The sequence below is a fragment of the Paraburkholderia mimosarum LMG 23256 = NBRC 106338 genome, from assembly GCF_000739815.1.
GTDB lineage: Bacteria > Pseudomonadota > Gammaproteobacteria > Burkholderiales > Burkholderiaceae > Paraburkholderia > Paraburkholderia mimosarum.
Genome location: NZ_BBJJ01000006.1, coordinates 93,694 through 110,368 on the forward strand (window position 1 = coordinate 93,694; position 16,675 = coordinate 110,368).

A 16,675-nucleotide genomic window follows, 5' to 3' on the forward strand; every position below is an offset into this window, starting at 1 on the left:
GATCGAAGCGAAAGAGAGCATTAGATGAACTACTGGATGCGGCGCCTGCGCGCCGCGTTGCCCTGGCTGCTGGTGGGCGTGCTGTCGAGCGGCGTGGTGCTGCTTGCGCGCTTGCCTGCCGCCTGGATTGCGCCGCAGTTCGCGCGGGCGACCCAGGGGCACGTGAATCTCGTCGATCCCGAAGGCTCGCTCTGGCACGGCTCCGCGACGCTGATGCTCGCCGCGGGCCGTGACGCGAGCGGCGCGACGCTGTTGCCGGGGCGCATCGTCTGGCGCACGGCGTTCTGGCCGCTATTCGTCGCGCGCGTGCGCATGGAGATGCTGCAGACCGAGGCCATGCCCGAGGCCGTGACCGTCGAGGCATCGCCGCGCGGCGCGAACTTGAGCGCGGGCGCCATTGCCGTGCCGGCCTCGCTGCTCGCGGGCCTCGGCGCGCCGTTCAACACGCTCGATCTGGGCGGCAACGTGCGGCTCGAGTGGAGCCCGTGGCGCATGTTCGGCACGGACGCGTTCGGACGCCTGACCGTGTCGCTCGCGGACATGAGTTCGCGCGTTTCGCTCGTGAAGCCGCTCGGCTCGTATCAGGTGGTGCTGCAGGCGCAGGGGGCCGCTTCGACGCTCGATCTCTCGACGTTAAAAGGACCGCTGACGCTCACGGGGCACGGCACGTTCTCGCGTGCGTCGGTGTCGTTTCAAGGCACCGCGAGCGCGGCGCCGGATCAGCGCGACAACCTCGCGGGCCTCTTGAACCTGCTGGGCCGGCCGGTTTCGCCGGGAACCGTCGCGCTGACGTTCGTGCGCTGACGCCCATGGTGTAAGCGCGCTGGTTCGAGCGGGTGCTCAGGCGCTGCCGCGTCACTGCGGTTGGGCACCCGCCGTAGCCGTAGTCGTGATCGCAGCCGTTGGCGCGGAGGCTGCCGAAATGGCGGCCGGCGCGGCCACGCTGCCGGTTTCGCGATCCATCTGCGAGGCGTCCCAGCCGCCGCCCAGCGCCTTCACGAGCCCAACCGACGACACCATGCGCTGCCCGCCGATGCTCACGAGCTTCTGCTGCGCCGTGAAGGCCGTGGCCTGAGCGGAAAGCACGTTCTGGAAATCGGTGGTGCCGGCCTTGTACTCGTTGGTCACGATCGCGAGCGCGTGCTGGGCCGAGTCCACGGCCTGCTGCTGCACGACGATCTCCTGCCCGAGAATGCGCTGCGAGGCGAGGTTGTCCTCGACGTCCTGGAACGCGGCCAGCACGGTTTGCCGGTAGGCGGCGACCTGCTGGTCGTAGGCGGCGCGCGCCGCTTCGGTCTGCGCCTTGCGCAGGCCGGCGTCGAAGAGCGTGCCGGCGAGTGATGGCCCGAGCGTCCAGAAACGCGAAGGCATCTGCAGCAACTGCGACATCACCGAGCTTTCGAAGCCGCCGCTCGCGGAAAGCGTGAGCGTCGGGAAGAACGCCGCAATGGCGACGCCGATCTGCTCGTTGGCAGACGCCGCCTTGCGCTCCGCCGAGGCGATGTCGGGCCGACGCTCGAGCAGCGCCGAAGGCATCGTGACCGGTACCGCGGGCGGCGTGGCCGTCAGTGGCGAAGGCGGGATCGAGAACGTGGAGGCCGGCTGGCCGACCAGCACGGCGATCGCGTGCTCGTCCTGGGCGCGCGCGACGCCGTTCTCGATCGCGGCAGCCTGGGCGGACTGCAGCTGGGTTTGCGCCTGGATGACGTCGGCGCGGCCCGCCACGCCCTGTGCATACTGATTCTGCGTGAGCTGCAGCGACTTCTGGTAAGCGACGACCGTGTCGTCGAGCAGCTTTTGTTGCGCGTCGAGCGAGCGCAGCGTGAAGTAGGTCTGCGCGAGCGTCGCCTGCGCGGACAGGCGCGCATTCGCGAGATCGGCGGCGGCGCTCTGCTGGCTGGCTTCCTGCGAACCGACGGTGCGGCTCACCTTGCCCCAAAGGTCGGGCTCCCAGGTGGCGTCGAGTCCGAGATTGACGCTGTTCGTGATGTTGCCGCTCGACAGACCGCCGCTCGACTTCGACGTGCGCGTGGGCGTGTACGAGCGCGTGCCCGAGAACGAACCGCTGATCACCGGGAAGTACGCCGCCCGGGCCTCGCCCACGAGCGCTCGCGCCTGGCGATAGGCGGCGGCGTATTGGGCGACCGTCTGGTTGCTGGTGTTGAGCTGATCCATCAGCGCGTCGAGCTGCGCGTCATCGTAGATGAGCCACCAGGCACCACGATCGGCGGTATCGGCCGGCTGCGCGACTTTCCAGCCTTCGGGCGCTTCCTTGTACGAAGCCGGGACGGCGGCGGCCGGCCGGTGATAGTCGGGGCCGACGGCGCAGCCGGTCAACTGGAAGCTCAGCGCGGCGGCGGCGCACAGCAGCGCAAGCGTGGAAAGTGGGGTGGGCGCGCGGCGCGCCCCGAAGGACGCGACGGGGCGGACGAAACGGCAAGGCATGCAAGGATTCCTGTCGATGCAACCGGCGCCCGGTCAGCCGGGGCGCATGGTGTTGTCGCGTTGCGGCAATGGTAGCGCAGGCATTGCGTACCAGGCGGAATCCGAAAGCTTACGCGGTGGAAGGGTTGACGAGTGTTACGGTGTGGCGCGCGCAGGTTACGCGTCGTTACGGCGGCGCCTCGGCGCGCGGCAGGCGGGCTGTCCGCCACCGCATACGGACGAGGCCGGTGCGACCGTGGGCGTAGCCGGGATGATCGCTTCCGTCGGCCCCGGCTCGTTGCCTGCACGCCGGCGCTGCGCCCAAACCACCGCCACCAGGGCCAGCGAACCGCCCGGCAGGGCGAACATGGCGGCATACAACGCGAGCTTGTGCCAGCGCGACGACGCGCCGGTCTTCGCGAATGCAAGACGGGCGGTATCAGTGACGGTGCGGCCAATGCCGCCAAGCGCGTTGATTAGATGAGACATGGTGGATGCGGTGAAACGGGCGAAGGTGAGGCGCAGTGAACCGGGAAGCGCGCGAGTGCTTGCCTGTCATAATATTGACTATGCAATCAAATCGCCACATACTTCGCACCGCATCCATGGATCCGTTGTTTTCTTGCGCAATGCAGCAGCGGACGTTTGTGCCAGCTGCCTTGCAATTTATCTGCCTGAGCAGGAAACAGCCGCTATAATGCGTCCGATTTCTAATGCAGCCAAGCGAACTGCCATGAGCGACGGTCCTTTCGTTTCGGCCGGGCCAAGCATCGAACCCAGTCTCGGCTATTTCCTCTCGACGGCGCGTAACGTGCTGGCCGGGCGGATCGATCGAGCCGTCTCGCCGCTCGGGCTGACTTCCTCGCAGATCGGCGTGATCCTCCTGCTGTGGTTCGAGCGCGCGAAGACGCCCAACGAGATGTCGCGGATGCTCTCCTACGACACCGGCTCCATGACGCGCATGCTCGACCGGCTCGAGAAGAAGGGCTTTCTCGTGCGCCAGCGCAGCCAGTCGGACCGGCGCGTGGTGGAACTCGCGCTCACCGGGCAGGGGCGCGAAGCAGCGCAGCAACTCCCCGCGCTGGTCGCCGCGGTGATGACCGAGCAGTTGCGAGGCTTCGCGCCGGAGGAGGTCGCGACGCTCATCGGTCTGTTGCAGCGCTTCATCGCCAATGACGGCACGACCACGCCCCTCTGCGGGCCAGCCGAAGGGGTGGGAATGTCGATGCAGCCGCCCCCGCATGGTGACGTCGACTGAGGACGAGGGCTAACCGAAGTACACGCGCGGCGCCGCATCATTGTGCCGCTCTTCGAATGGATAACTGTCTGGGCAGAAAGTGCACGGACATGTAACGGCAGGCCGCCGGTGACGCCCGAGGGACGCTCCTTCAGCCACCACGGACTGCACGAACAAGGAAAGGACACGGATCATGGACGTTTCCTCCACGGTGCCCGCACGGGCCGAACCTGCGCCGTTTTCCGGCGGCATGCTCGCGCTTCTCACCGTCGGCCTCGCGCTCGGCACCTTCATGGAGGTGCTGGATACCTCCATCGCGAACGTGGCCGTGCCGACGATTTCCGGCAACCTGGGCGTTGCGAACAGCGAGGGCACGTGGGTCATCTCGTCGTACTCGGTCGCGTCGGCGATCGCGGTGCCGCTCACCGGATGGCTCGCGCGCCGGGTGGGCGAAGTGCGCCTCTTCACGCTCTCGGTGCTGCTTTTCACGATCGCATCGGCGGCCTGCGGCTTCGCTTCGAACTTCGAGACGCTCATCGCGTTTCGCCTCGTGCAAGGCCTCGTTTCCGGGCCGATGGTGCCGCTTTCGCAGACCATCCTCATGCGCTCGTACCCGCCCGCCAAACGCGGGCTCGCGCTCGGACTGTGGGCGATGACGGTGATCGTCGCGCCGATCTTCGGGCCGGTGATGGGCGGCTGGATCACCGACAACTACACCTGGCCGTGGATCTTCTACATCAACGTGCCTATCGGTCTCTTCTCGGGCATCTGCGCGTACCTGCTGCTGCGCGGACGCGAGACGAAAACGACGAAGCAGCGCATCGACGCCGTGGGTCTCGCGTTGCTCGTGATCGGCGTGTCATGCCTGCAGATGATGCTCGACCTCGGCAAGGACCGCGACTGGTTCAACTCGACGTTCATCGCCACGCTCGCCATCGTCGCGGTCGTGTCGCTCGCGTTCATGCTCGTGTGGGAGGCGACCGAAAAAGAGCCCGTGGTGGACCTCTCGCTCTTCAAGGACCGCAACTTCGCGCTCGGCGCGATGATCATCTCGTTCGGCTTCATGGCGTTCTTCGGCTCGGTCGTGATCTTCCCGCTCTGGCTGCAGACCGTCATGGGCTACACCGCCGGGCTCGCGGGCCTCGCGACCGCGCCAGTCGGGTTGCTCGCGCTCGTGCTCTCGCCGCTCATCGGGCGCAACATGCACAGGCTCGATCTGCGCATGGTCGCGAGCTTCGCCTTCATCGTGTTTGCGCTGGTTTCGGTCTGGAACTCCACGTTCACGCTCGACGTGCCGTTCAATCACGTGATCCTGCCGCGTCTCGTGCAGGGCATCGGCGTAGCCTGCTTCTTCGTGCCGATGACGACCATCACGCTATCGAGCGTTCCCGACGAGCGTCTGGCCAGCGCCTCCGGCCTGTCGAACTTTCTGCGCACGCTTTCGGGCGCGATCGGCACCGCCGTGAGCACGACTTTCTGGGAAGACTCAGCGATCTTTCACCACGCGGTGCTTTCCGAGTCGGTGAATCCGTATTCCCCGAACACGATGGCCTACAAGGACGCCCTCGCGAGTCTCGGCTACGCCGGTGAGAGCCTGACCGCGAGGCTCAACGATGTCGTGACGACACAGGGCTACATGATGGCCACCAACGACTTCTTCCGCATTTCCGCCGCGGTGTTCATCGTGCTCGCCGCGCTGGTGTGGGTGACGAAGCCGAGAAAAGGCGCAGGACCGGCGATGGGTCATTGACGGTCCCGGAACCGCAGCGATGCGCGCGAGGATGATCCTGGCCCTATGAGCCTTCAGGCTTCCAGCAGGCCGAAACATCGCACGCCGCAGCAGGCCGGCAGTGATCAATGCGCGCTGGAGGCCGGCTCCGCGACGGCCGCGCCGCTTACGCCAGCCGCGTCGCCACCTGTGCCCGTGCTGGTGTCGCCGGGGATGGGCGCATCCACGCCCGAGCGTACGTACTGCTTGAAACCCGCTCCGGCAGACCACGGGTTCGGTTTGCAGCCGAGCGAGCTGTCACAGTGCGCCGCGAAGCCGATCGTGGCTGTGCCGTCGCTGTTGGCGGCCTTCGTGATTTCATAGGCGAGCAGCCGCCGGCCGCCGCCCGGGCCTGAAGTCTGAATGAGCGTATCGGTCACGGTCTGTACTTCGTACTTCGAATGAGTGCGTACCCAGTCCTGGGCGCGTTGCCACCAGAGATCGCATTCAGCCTTGTTCGAGCAGGTGAGCGGCGCGGTCGCGATCTGCATGACGTCGGGATTGACCTGCCCGCGCGACGCGCAGGCCGCAGCCGTCGCGCACAGCAGGATCGCAAGAGTTCGTTTCATCGCGTGGGTTCCTCCCGGAAAGGGCTGCGTGGCGCGCGGCCCGGGCGTTTTTTATGTGTTTACAGCTTCGTTCGCCGTGCGTCGTCGTCGGGCAACGCAGCGCCTGTCCTTTGGACCGCATTGGCATGCTGATGTTGCAAGCAAATGCAGTGCCCGTGACAAGCCGGTTGGGATGATGCGCGGCTCAGACGCTGAAGCGATTGAGCGTATAGGCGCGGTACGCGGCCACGAACGCGTCGAACGAGCCGACTTCGTCGCGTTCGAGTTGCGCTTGCTCCGCGAGCGATTCCCGCGCAAGCGCTTCGAAGCCGGCCGTGGTCACGGCGTCGAGCGGACGCGCGAGGAAATGCGCCGCGTGGCGCTCGCTTTGGGCGAGTGCGAATTGCAGGAAGGACTGCTTGCTATCGCGCATGGTTTGCAGCACGCGCGCCGACGAGGTGAGCGAGGGATCGGCAAGCTTCGCGCGTTGGGTCGCGAGCGAGCGCGCATGCGCGTCGCCGCCGTGCGCCGCGTCGAGCACGGCCGCCGCCTGGCCGATCTTCTCGAACAGCGCTTCGGCCCACGCCTGCATCGGCACCTCCTTGCCCTCGCGCTTGAGCATGAGGCCGGGGCGGCGCCCTTCTTTCGTCACCAGCGCGAAGTTCTCGTTCGATTCGGCGTAGGCGTCGGCGGGAAGGAAAGGGCTGTCGTCGAGCGCGCACGCTAGCAGATACGCGTCGAGAAAACGCGCCGTTTCGAGCGAGATGCCCGTGGGCTCGAACGGGTCGATGTCCATGCAGCGCACCTCGACGTACTGCACGCCGCGCGCCGCGAGCGCATGCAGCGGCCGCTCGCCTGGATGCGTGACGCGCTTGGGGCGAATCGTCGAGTAGAACTCGTTCTCGATCTGCAGCACGTTGGTGTTGATCTGCACCCACTCGCCGTCGCGATGCGTGCCGATTGCCTCATACGGCGGATAAGGCTGGCTCACGGCCTGCGCAAGCGCGTCGAGATAGCCGGCCAGCGTGTCATAGTCGGCGCGCAGTGCGGATTGGCCGGTCGTGTTCGAGTAGCCGAGATCGCTCATGCGCAGGCTCGTCGCGTACGGCAGATAGAGCGTGTCGGCGTCGAACGCTTCGAGTGTGTGCTCGCGGCCGCGCAGGAAGCGCGCGTCGAGCGCGGGCGAGGCGCCGAACAGGTACATCAGCAGCCAGTTCGTGCGGCGGAAATTGCGAATGAGCGCGAGGTAGCGCTCCGACTGGTACTCGGTGAGCGAGGCCGTGGACTGATGATGCGCATGAAGCGTGCGCCACACTTCTTCGCTCAGCGAGTAGTTGTAGTGGATGCCGGCAATGCACTGCATGGTGCGCCCGTAGCGCAGCGCGAGCCCCATGCGGTAGACGTACTTGAGACGGCCGATGTTCGAGCTGCCGTAGCGCGCGATGGGAATGCCGTCGTCGGTGTCGGGCAGGATGCCCGGCATCGATTCGTTCCAGAGCAGCTCGCCGTCGCGCGCGAGAACCGCATGGACGTAGCGATGCAGTTCGTCGAGCTTGTCGAGCGTGATCGACGCATCGGGTTCGGCGGGCGTGATGATCTCGATCAGCGCTTCCGAATAGTCGGTCGTGAGCGACGGATGCGTGAGCGCCGAACCGAGCGCCGCCGCGTGCGGCGTCATGGCGAGACGGCCGTCGCGCGTGACGCGCAGGCTCTCCTTCTCGATGCCGCGCAGACCGCGCGTGAGCGCGGCGCGATGTGGCCCGTCGCCCAGCACGGAAAGGCGCTGCGCGAGAACGTCGTTCGTGCGTGTAGAGGTCGTGTCTGACATTGAGGCAAGTCGGGCTCGGGCCGGCGGCGTCGGGCTGCAAACGCTCGCCGGTCGGGATTCTTTTCGGTAGCGGGGACTTTAACATCTCGCCGAAAGACCTGCTTGGGCCGGGTTCTGGCCTGGCTCGGGCCGCATTTCACCCCGGCGCGCGATCGCTTCGAGCAGCGGCGATGGCCGCTCGTCACGCCCTCTTCGCGCGCGCTGCCCTACCCGCCGCGCGCCGCTGTGGCGCGATCGGCGATTTCGTTCCACAGATGCATGGCCGCGTAGGCGCGCCAGGGGCGCCAGGTGTCGGTGCGCGCGCGCTGTTGCGTCGCGCGCGCGAGCGCCGGGTCGCGCGCCGCGACGGCCTGCATGAGCACGAGGTCCGTGGCAGGCCACGCGTTCGCGTCGCGCCAGGCGCGCATCGCGACATATTCGACAGTCCACGGGCCGATGCCCGGCAACGCGAGCAGCGCGGCGCGCATCGCGTCCAGGTCGGCGGGCGCTGGCGCGATCTCGTCGATTTGTCCGCTTTGACGCTTGGCGTGCGGCTTGGGTTGTTTCGTGTGTGGCCAGGCGCGCTCGACGATCACCGCACCGCTCGCCACCGCCTGCGCAAAGCCCTGCAATGCGGCGACGCGCTTGCCGGGCATGCCGATGCCCGCGAGGTCGGCGGCGGCGAGCGCGGCGGGCGTGGGAAAGCGCCATGCGGTGCGCGCGTGCGCGTGGCCGTCGATGCGCTTGCCCACGCGCTCGACCAGGCGCCCGACGATGGTCGTCGCGGCCTTCACGCTGACCTGCTGGCCGACGATCGCGCGCACGACGAGCTCGAAGCCCGACCACGCGCCGGGCACGCGCAGCCCGGGCGCGGCGGCGACGAGCGGCGCGAGCCACGGGTCGGTGCGCAAGTGCGCGCCGATCGTGGCGGGATCGGCTTGCAGGTCGAACATGCGCGAGAGCGGCGCGGCAAGCGACGCTGCGTGCGCGCTCACGGGGCCGTCGATCTGCACGACGAGGCAATGCTTGCGCGCATGACGGCGCACGGCGAGGGTGCCGCTCGCCCCGTTGAAGTCGATCGCGCGCAGCCACGCGTTCTCTTCAACGGCCTCGACGCCCGGGGTTGCCCGGCCGCTGAAGAAGCGCAGCACGCGCGGCCAGTCGTAGGGCGCGCGAAACGGTAGTTCGAGCGTGGCGCTCTGCGTCTGCAACCCGGTTCGTGCTTCGGATTGCGGGGCAATGGCGTTCAACGGGCAGTCCCCGGCGGGTTGGCTCGCTTCGCCGTCGAATGGGCGTCCTTCACGTCTCGCGCGTCTACCGGGCGCATTGTGCCCTTCGCATCCTGCTGGTCGCGCGATGCGCCCTCTTTCACCGGCGTCGCGCCAGCGCGGAGCCTGCCGCCCGCGCGTGCCTCGGCGTCGATGAGCGCCGCCTTGCGCTCGAGCCCCCATCGGTAGCCGGCGAGCGACCCACCCTTTTGCACCACGCGATGGCACGGAATCGCCAGCGCCACGGGGTTCGACGCGCACGCGCTCGCCACGGCCCGCACCGCGCGCGGCGTGCCGAGCGTTTCGGCGATCTGCGTGTAGCTGCGCGTTTCGCCGTAGGGAATGCGCTGGAGCGCTTCCCAGACGCGCTGCTGGAATGCCGTGGCGGCAATATCGAGCGGGAGATCGAAGCGCTCACGGCGACCATGCAGATAGGCATCGATCTGTGCGGCGAACGGCGCGACCGCCGGCTTATCCTCGATGCATTGCGCGTTTGCGAAATCCTCGGTGAGCGCGGCAGTGAGCGTCGCGGCGTCGTCGCCGAACGCGATGCGGCAGATGCCCTTGTCCGTCGCCGCGATCAGCACGTGGCCGATCGGCGTGGGCGTCACGGCGTAGCGGATCGTCAGCCCCGCGCCCTTGCGTCGATACGCGGAAGGCGCCATGCCCAGTTCGCCCGGCACGCTGTCATAGAGGCGCGACGACGATCCGTAGCCGGCGTCGGCACTGGCGCGGGTGACGTCGGCGCCCTCGCCCAGCGCGTCGCGCAGCACGGCCCCGCGTCGCGCCGCCTGGTACTGGCGCGGCGACACACCCAGCACGCGCTTGAAGAGCCGCTGGAGATGAAACGGGCTGAGGTGCACGGCGTCGCCCAGTTGCGCGAGCGTGAGACGCTGCGGCGGATCGGCGTCGAGCGCCGCGCAGGCGCGTCGTACGATCTCCAGCTCGCGCGGCAGGCCGCCCGGGCGGCAGCGCTTGCATTCGCGATAGCCGGCGGCGCGCGCGGCGTCGACATCGGCGAAGAATTCGACGTTCTCGCGCCGCGGCAGCCGCGACACGCACGACGGACGGCAAAACACACCGGTCGTGCGCACGCCGTAGAAGAATGCGCCGTCGGCGCGGGCGTCGCGCGTAGTGACGGCTTGCCACCGGTCGGCGTCACTCATCCACGCCGCGTCTGGCGTTGCGCGGTTCATCACAGGTTTCAGGTCATGGACGGCGCTCATGTCACGGCTCCTCGAAGTGCCTGTCTGTATGTGTTCACTCTAACGTCGCGCAGGGACGGCGTCGCGCCGGATCTTGCGCTGCCATTGCGGTCGATGCGAGTGGCTAATTCGGTGCGGCTCGCCGATTCATATGACCCCTTCTAATCCTTCGGTGAATCCCTGGTGGCGCTTTGCGCGTTCCCGTGCGGCGAAATGGCAACTTTGCGGGTTTTCCCTTAAAAAGTTGTTGCGTCGCGTCAGGCGGCTGTGTATAGTGGTTCCTGTCTCCTCCATGTCTCCTCCTGATATGGATTAAGCCCGCTCACAGCAGCGGGCTTTTTTTCGTCCGGCGTTCCTGCAAACGCTTCGCGCCCCTCCTTGCGGGAATTTTTCGGCCGATCCTTCTGTTCCGCCGCGTTCCATCTCGTTGGCGCGTTCTGCGCAGCCAGGCGTGCGCTGGTTCATCATGGGAATCCTGGACGACCTGGAGGACCCCATGCGCATTCAGATTCGCGAGATCGATCATGTCGTTATCCGGGCGGCCGATATGGCTGCGATGGCGCGCTTTTACTGTGAAGTGCTCGGCTGCGAGCCGGAGCGCGAGCAGCACGACCTGGGGCTCGTGCAGTTGCGCGCGGGCCGTTCGCTGATCGATCTGGTGATGATCGGCGGCCCGCTGGACCGGGGCGTGGGCGCTCCGCCCGCGGGCGCCGGCGGCAACATGGATCATCTCTGTCTGCGCGTCGAACCGTTCGATGCGCAAGGACTCAGCGCGCATCTGACGCAGCATGGGGCGTGTCCCGGCAACGTCGTCGAGCGCTATGGGGCGGAGGGACTGGGGCCGTCGCTGTATCTGTTCGACCCGGAAGGCAATATGGTGGAGCTGAAGGGTCCGCCGCGCGCGTGACTGCGGGCGGCTCGAATGGCCGCGCATGCGCTGCGAGCGCCGGACTGGCCGCTAGACGTTTTCGGGCGCCTTGAACACGCTCCATTCGACGGCAACCGGCTCCGCGCTCGTGTTCCCGATCCACGCTGCGCCGTCCTGAACCGTGCACTGCAGGCGCATGGTGCGCTCGGCCAGTCCGCCGAGCGATTCGGCAACGCCCTCGCCCAGCGACCAGACCGTGACGTTGCGCAGGCGCTCGACCTTGCTGCGCACGCCTTGCCACCAGATGTCGGAGGTGCGCCCGCCATAGGGGATCACGATGACCTCGCCGGCGCGGCCGCTCGCCTTGGCGATGCGGCGCTCGTCGGGTTGCCCGACTTCGATCCATGTTTCGATCGCGCCCGTATAGTCCTTGCGCCAGAGATCGGGCTCGTCCGTGTCGGAAAGGCCCTTGCAGAACTCGAGCCGCTCGCCCGCGAACAGCGCGAATGCGGCAATGCGGACCATCATGCGGTCGTCGGTCTCGGACGGATGGCGCGCGATCGTGAGCCCATGGTCGGCGTAATAGTGCCGGTCCATGTCCGCGATCTGCAGTTCTGCCTTGTAGATGGTCGATTTGAGTGCCATACCGGATTCCGGGCGCGCGAAAGCCGCACATGATAGCGAAGTTTTGAGCAAGCAACGTGCCCGTTCGACGGGCGCGCTGACGTGCCGCGCCGTGATGACGGCGTGCGCGGGGCGCAATGCGGATGGTCTGACGGGAAAGTGACGTTGGTTTGACAGCGGCGCAAGGCCTTGCCGTTCATCTCAGCGCGCGCGCTGCTCCTGCGCCCAGCAAGGCGGCAACGGCCCCAGCGCCTCGGGGGCCGTTGCGCGGCGGATCGGAAATGAGCCGGAGACGCACCCGTGGGGGCCGACGTCCGGTTGTGGTGGAGATCGCGCTACTGCTTGATGGATCGGTCCGTGGTCCAGAGACCTTGCTCGTCGGCGTTCGCCGCGTTGACGAATTCGACGTCATGGCCCACCACCTGGACCACACGGAAGGACTGATTGTCGGGTGTGGACAGACACTGGAATCCGCTGAAGTATTCCTGCATCTGCTGGCGCTCGCCGGCCTGTTCGTGGAGCGCGACGGCGTCGAGCTTGTCCTTCGAGAGGCATCCGTAGGATCCGGGCTTGAACTGCACCGTCTGCTGCGGCTTGACTACGACATCCTGAGCTTGAACCGCAACGGCGCAAGCGAGGCTAGCCGCCACGACGACCATACCGGATAGCATCTTCATGATTGTCTCCTGCGGATTTGCCCGCTTTAGCTATGTGTTTAACGCTGATGGCGGAGTCGCGATTTTAAAAATAGAAAAGCGGCGAAAGACTGCAAGCCCGACTTGTGTGCACTCGCAACAGCGATTTTCTCCCGCCGTGACGCACCCTGTCTTTGCCGTACTGCCGACGACTCGTGCTGCCGTGTTTCCGGACCAGTGGGAAGCTTGATTAAATCGCCGGGTGCCTTGATGAATAAGGCCGAGACGGTTATAGCCGGGATTGGGCAATGGGGCTTGTGGCGATTCAAGCGGTTCAAGTGAGGCTCGGGCAGCGAATGTCGCAGCGCACCTAAAGTCGTAGGCGCCCCGCGTGAACTGCGTCGAATGCATGGAGTGGTCGCAGAATAAAAACGATGCCAGCCGATCCGTCGCATCAGCGCAAGATCCACCACCGCGACTCGCTTGCGCACCGTTGAGGTTCATGGATAAATCGGGCTTCCCACAGGAGGAACCATGACTTTCGCTCACTGGCTGCCATTTGCGATCGCATCTGCGATTCTCGTTGCCATTCCTGGCCCGACCGTGCTGCTCGTCGTGTCGTATGCGCTTGGCCACGGCCGCCGCTATGCGCTCGCGACCACGGCCGGGGTCGCGCTCGGCGATTTCACGGCGATGACCGCGTCGATGCTCGGCCTCGGCGTGGTCCTGGCGGCCTCCGCCGGGCTGTTCTCGGTGCTCAAATGGATGGGTGCGGCGTATCTGGTCTATCTCGGTGTCAAACTCTGGCGCGCACCCGTTGGCGAAACCGACACGCCGGACACCTCCGAGACGCGGACCGGCCGCATCTTCGCGCACGCGTACGCGGTCACTGCGCTGAACCCGAAGAGCATCATTTTCTTCGTCGCGTTCGTGCCGCAGTTCATCGATCCTCACATGGCCGTGCTGCCGCAGATCGTCGTATTCGAAGCCACCTTTCTCGTGCTCGCGACACTCAACGCATTCGGCTATGCGATGCTGGCCGCGGCGGCACGCAAGTTCGTACGTAGCCCGCGTGTGCAACGCGCAGTGAATCGCACGGGCGGCACGCTGCTCGTTGCCGCAGGACTCTTTGCCGCCGCGTGGAGAAAGTCGGCAACATAAACCTGCGCTCAGCACGCTTCGCGCGGGCGGGTCGCTGACGAGCCCGCGTGACCACTCGCATGCTTCACTTGTTGTCCCCCGGCTTTCCAGGACTTATCCCTGCTCTACCGGACTTGTTAACCGGCTATTCACATCCGCGTTGCCGGCGTCGAAGATCCCATGTCCGGATGCCGGGCACTGCTATTGCGCGCGTGCAGATCGAGGCGGCGCATCGCGCAGTGATGGTTGGCGAACATTGCTTTCGAGCTTCCGTGCACGCACAATGCACAAACTGTCGCGTCCCGGCTACAATGCAAGTGCAAACCGCTTGACAACCAGGAGGTTATCGTGATCGAACACGTAATACTGGGCGCGTTTCTGGTCATCCCCCTCGTTATTGTCGTCTTCCTGTTCTCGGACGAAATCCTCGAGGAGCACAGACAGCGCGTAGAAGCGGGAGACGGACACCATATGGACTGGCGTCATCCGCTGCGCAGCTTCCTGCATCACTGAGCGGCCCGCACATCGCGCGAAGGACCGCGTCGAGAGGCAAGGAATGAACTCGTGGTTTTCGAGTTCTCCTCGATGTCGTTTTTTGTGCTGATGGTGTTCTCCATCGCGCTCACTCTTCTCTACCCGCCTGCCGGGCGGCGCGGCAGCACGCCGCACACACCGGGGGCAGACACGCACGGTAACGGGCCTTGCGCTCACTGAGCGCGCCGATCCGCGCCGCGTATCCCAGCGTAATTCGTCGTTACCACTTGCAGCACCTGTTTCCGGCAGTGGGGCGGAGAATCGCTCGCATGTTTTCGAAGGTTCTCAGGGAGAACGACATGCGAAAGATGGCGGCCGTTTTGGTGCTGGCGGGCTGTGCCGTGGCGGCCGGTCCCGCGAGCGCGCACGATCATGGCGGTGACGTGGTGGGCGCGCTGGTTGGAGGCGCGCTGATCGGCGCCGCGGTGGGCGCCATACTGAATAGCGGCCCGGCGGTCGCTTACCCGGCACCGCCGGCCTATGTGCAGCCCGCGCCTGTGTATGCCGCCGCGCCGGCCAGCGCGGCGTGCTACGACCCATATTCCGGCCGCTACGTGGCCTGCGCGCCGGTACAGCCCGCGCCGCCGCAGTACGACGACGGGTATGCGCAGCCCGGCTACGGTCCGCAGCCGGTTTATGCGCAGCCCGGAAGCGGCTGGTAATCGACACAACGACGTGACGCACCGGGCTGACCAGCGGTGCGCAGAATCGCATGCGATTCTGCGCAGCAAGGCCCAGGTCGGTCGCGTCAGCCTTGTCCGCCTAGCCCGTCTGCTCGACGGGCGTCACTTGCAGGTCGAGTCTCCGGGTCAACCGGATCACCCCTATTTCCACTGCGCGATCAATACGTGAAACGTCGAAGAGACGCTGGAGCGCGTCGATGCCATCCACCGGCAAGCCGTCGACCGTCACGATCGTATCGTCCACCCGCAGGCCGCCGAGCGCGGCAGGACTGCCCTTCACGATCTCCATCACGCGCACGCCGGTTGCCGCGCCTAGCTCGAAATAGCGCTGCACCTTGCGCGCGATCGGGACCGTGGTTCCGGCTATGCCGATATAGGCCCGCCGCACCCGGCCGTGCGCGAACAGTTGCGTGATGACCCACTTCGCGGTGTCGATGGCGGTGGCGAAGCAGATGGCCTGCGCGCCGGGAATGATCGCCGTGTTCACGCCGATCACCTGGCCCGCCGAATTGATGAGCGGCCCGCCGGAGTTGCCCGGATTGAGCGCGGCATCGGTCTGGATGACGTCGTAGATCATGCGTCCGGACTCCGAGCGCAGCGATCGTCCGAGCGCCGACACCACGCCGGTCGTCACCGTCTGCGCGAGGCCGAGTGGACTGCCCACGGCAATCGCGATCTGACCGACGCGCAGGCCCGCCGAGTCGCCCAGCTGCGCGTGCGGCAGCGCCTCGGCGGCGCCGATGCGCAGCACGGCGAGATCCGTGCTCGGATCGTCTCCGACCAGATCGGCCATTTGGGTCGAGCCGTCCGCGAGCGTCACGCGCAGCGTGCTCGCGCCGTGCACGACGTGGCTGTTGGTCAGGAGATAGCCGTCGGGCGTGAACAGAAAGCCAGAGCCGCTGCCGCCACGCGCCGCGGCCTGGCCCGACGCGCGACGCTCCACGGCAATGTGTGCCACGGCCGGCTGCACACGCTCCAGTGCGCCGATCACGGTGCGGGAATAGGCGTCGAGGAGCGCGTCGTCGCCGATGCCTGGACGCTGTCCCGCGCCGTCGAACGGGACGCCGCGAGCCAGGTCGTCGATGAAGGTAGGTCGTCTGCCCACGATCCGAATCTCCAGAAAAGTGGGCCTTACATGCAGGGGACGCGAGATGTTTTCAAGAGGACGCGCGTCTTGAAGCCGCCAGAAAAAAGCCCGCTCGCGCGGGCTAATCCATGCTCGGGTGACATGGCGAGGTAAATCGGGAAGATGGGCGGCGTGCAGCACCACGTGCCAACGGATAATCAGGGCGGAATGGCGCGCGTGAGGTGCAGGATTTCGTCGCCGATGAATTTCATGGTCGCCCCGTGCGTTGGTGCAACGGCTTTGCGAAGCATGTCCCGCCACTTTAGTGTGGCCGCATCGCGTGCGCAGCTATCACATCGGATAGGTCGAGCGCGAATCCCTCGAGGGGCTCGTTATGGTCCCCTTAATGTCGCCAGCCGTGTCCGTAGTAACCGCCGCCCACGCCCACCCCGATAGCCACCGACGGAGCGGCGTAGTAGCCCGGCGCGTAGCCGTACGCAGGCGCCGGAGCGTAGGCGTACGGAGGCGCCACGATGCAGCCCGTGAGGCCGGCCGACATGGCAACCAACGCAATCGCGCAGAAGAGTGTTTTCATCGTCGTTCTCCTATGCCCGAGATTGTCGGCGAGCGGCGACGCGGCAACGGTTTGAAAACGCTACGATGTGTGTCCGCAAATTACAGCGGTGTGTGTGGCCTTTGCTCATCCCTTGATCGGGGAACGGCCGTGGGAACTCGCAAAGAAGGCTGAACTGGGCCGAAGCGATCGTCATCCCGCACGACCGGTAAATGAATCGCACTACGAACTAAATGGTGATGCAGATAGCCCGTAGTGTGCGAAGGTGCGGCCTGGCAGGTGCTGCTCTGTGGA

Annotated in this window: 17 protein-coding genes; 7 read left to right on the forward strand and 10 right to left on the reverse strand. The window is 66.4% G+C overall.

What is annotated here, in order from left to right:
* Window positions 1-24 precede the first annotated feature (24 nt).
* The gene (locus BMI01S_RS06810) at window positions 25-804 is read left to right on the forward strand and encodes a type II secretion system protein N (protein ID WP_028211961.1); all 780 of its coding nucleotides are present in this window, start codon (window positions 25-27) and stop codon (window positions 802-804) included.
* 51 nt (window positions 805-855) lie between these two features.
* On the opposite strand, the gene BMI01S_RS06815 is transcribed toward BMI01S_RS06810, so the two are convergent.
* Together BMI01S_RS06815 and BMI01S_RS38030 are read right to left on the reverse strand one after the other, a co-directional pair.
* Complete coding sequence (locus BMI01S_RS06815) at window positions 856-2,445, reverse strand: efflux transporter outer membrane subunit (protein ID WP_081715991.1); 1,590 nt, start codon at window positions 2,443-2,445, stop codon at window positions 856-858.
* A gap of 156 nt (window positions 2,446-2,601) precedes the next feature.
* Window positions 2,602-2,913: a hypothetical protein gene (locus BMI01S_RS38030; protein WP_051381368.1), complete on the reverse strand. Its 312-nt coding sequence runs from the start codon at window positions 2,911-2,913 to the stop codon at window positions 2,602-2,604.
* Window positions 2,914-3,157: 244 nt separating this feature from the next.
* On the opposite strand from BMI01S_RS38030, the gene BMI01S_RS06825 reads away from it, so the two are divergent.
* Together BMI01S_RS06825 and BMI01S_RS06830 are read left to right on the forward strand one after the other, a co-directional pair.
* Window positions 3,158-3,682 (forward strand): MarR family winged helix-turn-helix transcriptional regulator, encoded by a 525-nt coding sequence (locus tag BMI01S_RS06825; protein ID WP_028211960.1) that lies wholly within the window; start codon window positions 3,158-3,160, stop codon window positions 3,680-3,682.
* A gap of 172 nt (window positions 3,683-3,854) precedes the next feature.
* Window positions 3,855-5,411 carry a DHA2 family efflux MFS transporter permease subunit gene (locus tag BMI01S_RS06830; RefSeq protein WP_028211959.1) on the forward strand — a complete coding sequence of 519 codons (1,557 nt, stop codon included), beginning with the start codon at window positions 3,855-3,857 and terminating at the stop codon, window positions 5,409-5,411.
* A 104-nt stretch (window positions 5,412-5,515) separates the two neighbouring features.
* Here the strand turns inward: BMI01S_RS06830 and BMI01S_RS06835 are convergent, their stop codons facing one another.
* From BMI01S_RS06835 to ada, 4 genes are all read right to left on the reverse strand, one after another.
* Window positions 5,516-5,998, reverse strand: coding sequence for a hypothetical protein (locus BMI01S_RS06835; protein ID WP_042288708.1), 483 nt, complete (start codon window positions 5,996-5,998; stop codon window positions 5,516-5,518).
* 184 nt (window positions 5,999-6,182) lie between these two features.
* The gene (gshA, locus tag BMI01S_RS06840; protein ID WP_028211958.1) at window positions 6,183-7,805 is read right to left on the reverse strand and encodes a glutamate--cysteine ligase; all 1,623 of its coding nucleotides are present in this window, start codon (window positions 7,803-7,805) and stop codon (window positions 6,183-6,185) included.
* Window positions 7,806-8,011: 206 nt separating this feature from the next.
* Complete coding sequence (locus tag BMI01S_RS06845) at window positions 8,012-9,034, reverse strand: DNA-3-methyladenine glycosylase family protein (RefSeq protein ID WP_169745484.1); 1,023 nt, start codon at window positions 9,032-9,034, stop codon at window positions 8,012-8,014.
* Entirely contained in the window at window positions 9,031-10,278 is a 1,248-nt protein-coding gene (gene ada / locus BMI01S_RS06850) for a bifunctional DNA-binding transcriptional regulator/O6-methylguanine-DNA methyltransferase Ada (protein ID WP_407668964.1), read from the reverse strand. Before ada ends, BMI01S_RS06845 begins: the two co-directional genes overlap by 4 nt.
* A gap of 475 nt (window positions 10,279-10,753) precedes the next feature.
* Between ada and BMI01S_RS06855 the strand changes: the two genes are divergently transcribed.
* Window positions 10,754-11,164 (forward strand): VOC family protein, encoded by a 411-nt coding sequence (locus BMI01S_RS06855; RefSeq protein WP_028211956.1) that lies wholly within the window; start codon window positions 10,754-10,756, stop codon window positions 11,162-11,164.
* A gap of 51 nt (window positions 11,165-11,215) precedes the next feature.
* Here BMI01S_RS06855 and BMI01S_RS06860 read toward each other — a convergent pair whose 3' ends face one another.
* The gene (locus tag BMI01S_RS06860) at window positions 11,216-11,770 is read right to left on the reverse strand and encodes a YaeQ family protein (protein ID WP_028211955.1); all 555 of its coding nucleotides are present in this window, start codon (window positions 11,768-11,770) and stop codon (window positions 11,216-11,218) included.
* A gap of 314 nt (window positions 11,771-12,084) precedes the next feature.
* Entirely contained in the window at window positions 12,085-12,426 is a 342-nt protein-coding gene (gene sap1 / locus BMI01S_RS06865; protein ID WP_028211954.1) for a surface attachment protein Sap1, read from the reverse strand.
* 492 nt (window positions 12,427-12,918) lie between these two features.
* Between sap1 and BMI01S_RS06870 the strand changes: the two genes are divergently transcribed.
* The 3 genes from BMI01S_RS06870 (at window position 12,919) to BMI01S_RS06880 (ending at window position 14,720) form a co-directional block, all read left to right on the forward strand.
* Window positions 12,919-13,545 (forward strand): LysE family translocator, encoded by a 627-nt coding sequence (locus BMI01S_RS06870; RefSeq protein ID WP_028211953.1) that lies wholly within the window; start codon window positions 12,919-12,921, stop codon window positions 13,543-13,545.
* Window positions 13,546-13,872: 327 nt separating this feature from the next.
* Window positions 13,873-14,037, forward strand: coding sequence for a hypothetical protein (locus BMI01S_RS41865; RefSeq protein ID WP_167334410.1), 165 nt, complete (start codon window positions 13,873-13,875; stop codon window positions 14,035-14,037).
* A gap of 320 nt (window positions 14,038-14,357) precedes the next feature.
* A complete protein-coding gene (locus tag BMI01S_RS06880; RefSeq protein WP_028211951.1) occupies window positions 14,358-14,720 on the forward strand; it encodes a hypothetical protein in 363 nt (120 codons plus the stop codon).
* 100 nt (window positions 14,721-14,820) lie between these two features.
* On the opposite strand, the gene BMI01S_RS06885 is transcribed toward BMI01S_RS06880, so the two are convergent.
* On the reverse strand, window positions 14,821-15,846 hold the full coding sequence (locus BMI01S_RS06885) for a S1C family serine protease (protein ID WP_028211950.1): 1,026 nt from the start codon (window positions 15,844-15,846) through the stop codon (window positions 14,821-14,823).
* Window positions 15,847-16,210: 364 nt separating this feature from the next.
* On the reverse strand, window positions 16,211-16,402 hold the full coding sequence (locus BMI01S_RS06890) for a hypothetical protein (RefSeq protein ID WP_028211949.1): 192 nt from the start codon (window positions 16,400-16,402) through the stop codon (window positions 16,211-16,213).
* Window positions 16,403-16,675 lie beyond the last annotated feature (273 nt).

What these genes read in the sequence shown, in the direction of transcription:
- gshA (WP_028211958.1), bottom strand. Translation starts at nt 7,805, where the DNA reads ATGTCAGACACGACCTCTACACGCACGAACGACGTTCTCGCGCAGCGC.
- BMI01S_RS06810 (WP_028211961.1), top strand. Translation starts at nt 25, where the DNA reads ATGAACTACTGGATGCGGCGCCTGCGCGCCGCGTTGCCCTGGCTGCTG.
- BMI01S_RS06880 (WP_028211951.1), top strand. Translation starts at nt 14,358, where the DNA reads ATGCGAAAGATGGCGGCCGTTTTGGTGCTGGCGGGCTGTGCCGTGGCG.
- BMI01S_RS06890 (WP_028211949.1), bottom strand. Translation starts at nt 16,402, where the DNA reads ATGAAAACACTCTTCTGCGCGATTGCGTTGGTTGCCATGTCGGCCGGC.
- sap1 (WP_028211954.1), bottom strand. Translation starts at nt 12,426, where the DNA reads ATGAAGATGCTATCCGGTATGGTCGTCGTGGCGGCTAGCCTCGCTTGC.
- BMI01S_RS06830 (WP_028211959.1), top strand. Translation starts at nt 3,855, where the DNA reads ATGGACGTTTCCTCCACGGTGCCCGCACGGGCCGAACCTGCGCCGTTT.
- BMI01S_RS06835 (WP_042288708.1), bottom strand. Translation starts at nt 5,998, where the DNA reads ATGAAACGAACTCTTGCGATCCTGCTGTGCGCGACGGCTGCGGCCTGC.
- BMI01S_RS06870 (WP_028211953.1), top strand. Translation starts at nt 12,919, where the DNA reads ATGACTTTCGCTCACTGGCTGCCATTTGCGATCGCATCTGCGATTCTC.
- BMI01S_RS06815 (WP_081715991.1), bottom strand. Translation starts at nt 2,445, where the DNA reads ATGCCTTGCCGTTTCGTCCGCCCCGTCGCGTCCTTCGGGGCGCGCCGC.
- BMI01S_RS38030 (WP_051381368.1), bottom strand. Translation starts at nt 2,913, where the DNA reads ATGTCTCATCTAATCAACGCGCTTGGCGGCATTGGCCGCACCGTCACT.
- ada (WP_407668964.1), bottom strand. Translation starts at nt 10,278, where the DNA reads ATGAGCGCCGTCCATGACCTGAAACCTGTGATGAACCGCGCAACGCCA.
- BMI01S_RS06825 (WP_028211960.1), top strand. Translation starts at nt 3,158, where the DNA reads ATGAGCGACGGTCCTTTCGTTTCGGCCGGGCCAAGCATCGAACCCAGT.
- BMI01S_RS06855 (WP_028211956.1), top strand. Translation starts at nt 10,754, where the DNA reads ATGCGCATTCAGATTCGCGAGATCGATCATGTCGTTATCCGGGCGGCC.
- BMI01S_RS06860 (WP_028211955.1), bottom strand. Translation starts at nt 11,770, where the DNA reads ATGGCACTCAAATCGACCATCTACAAGGCAGAACTGCAGATCGCGGAC.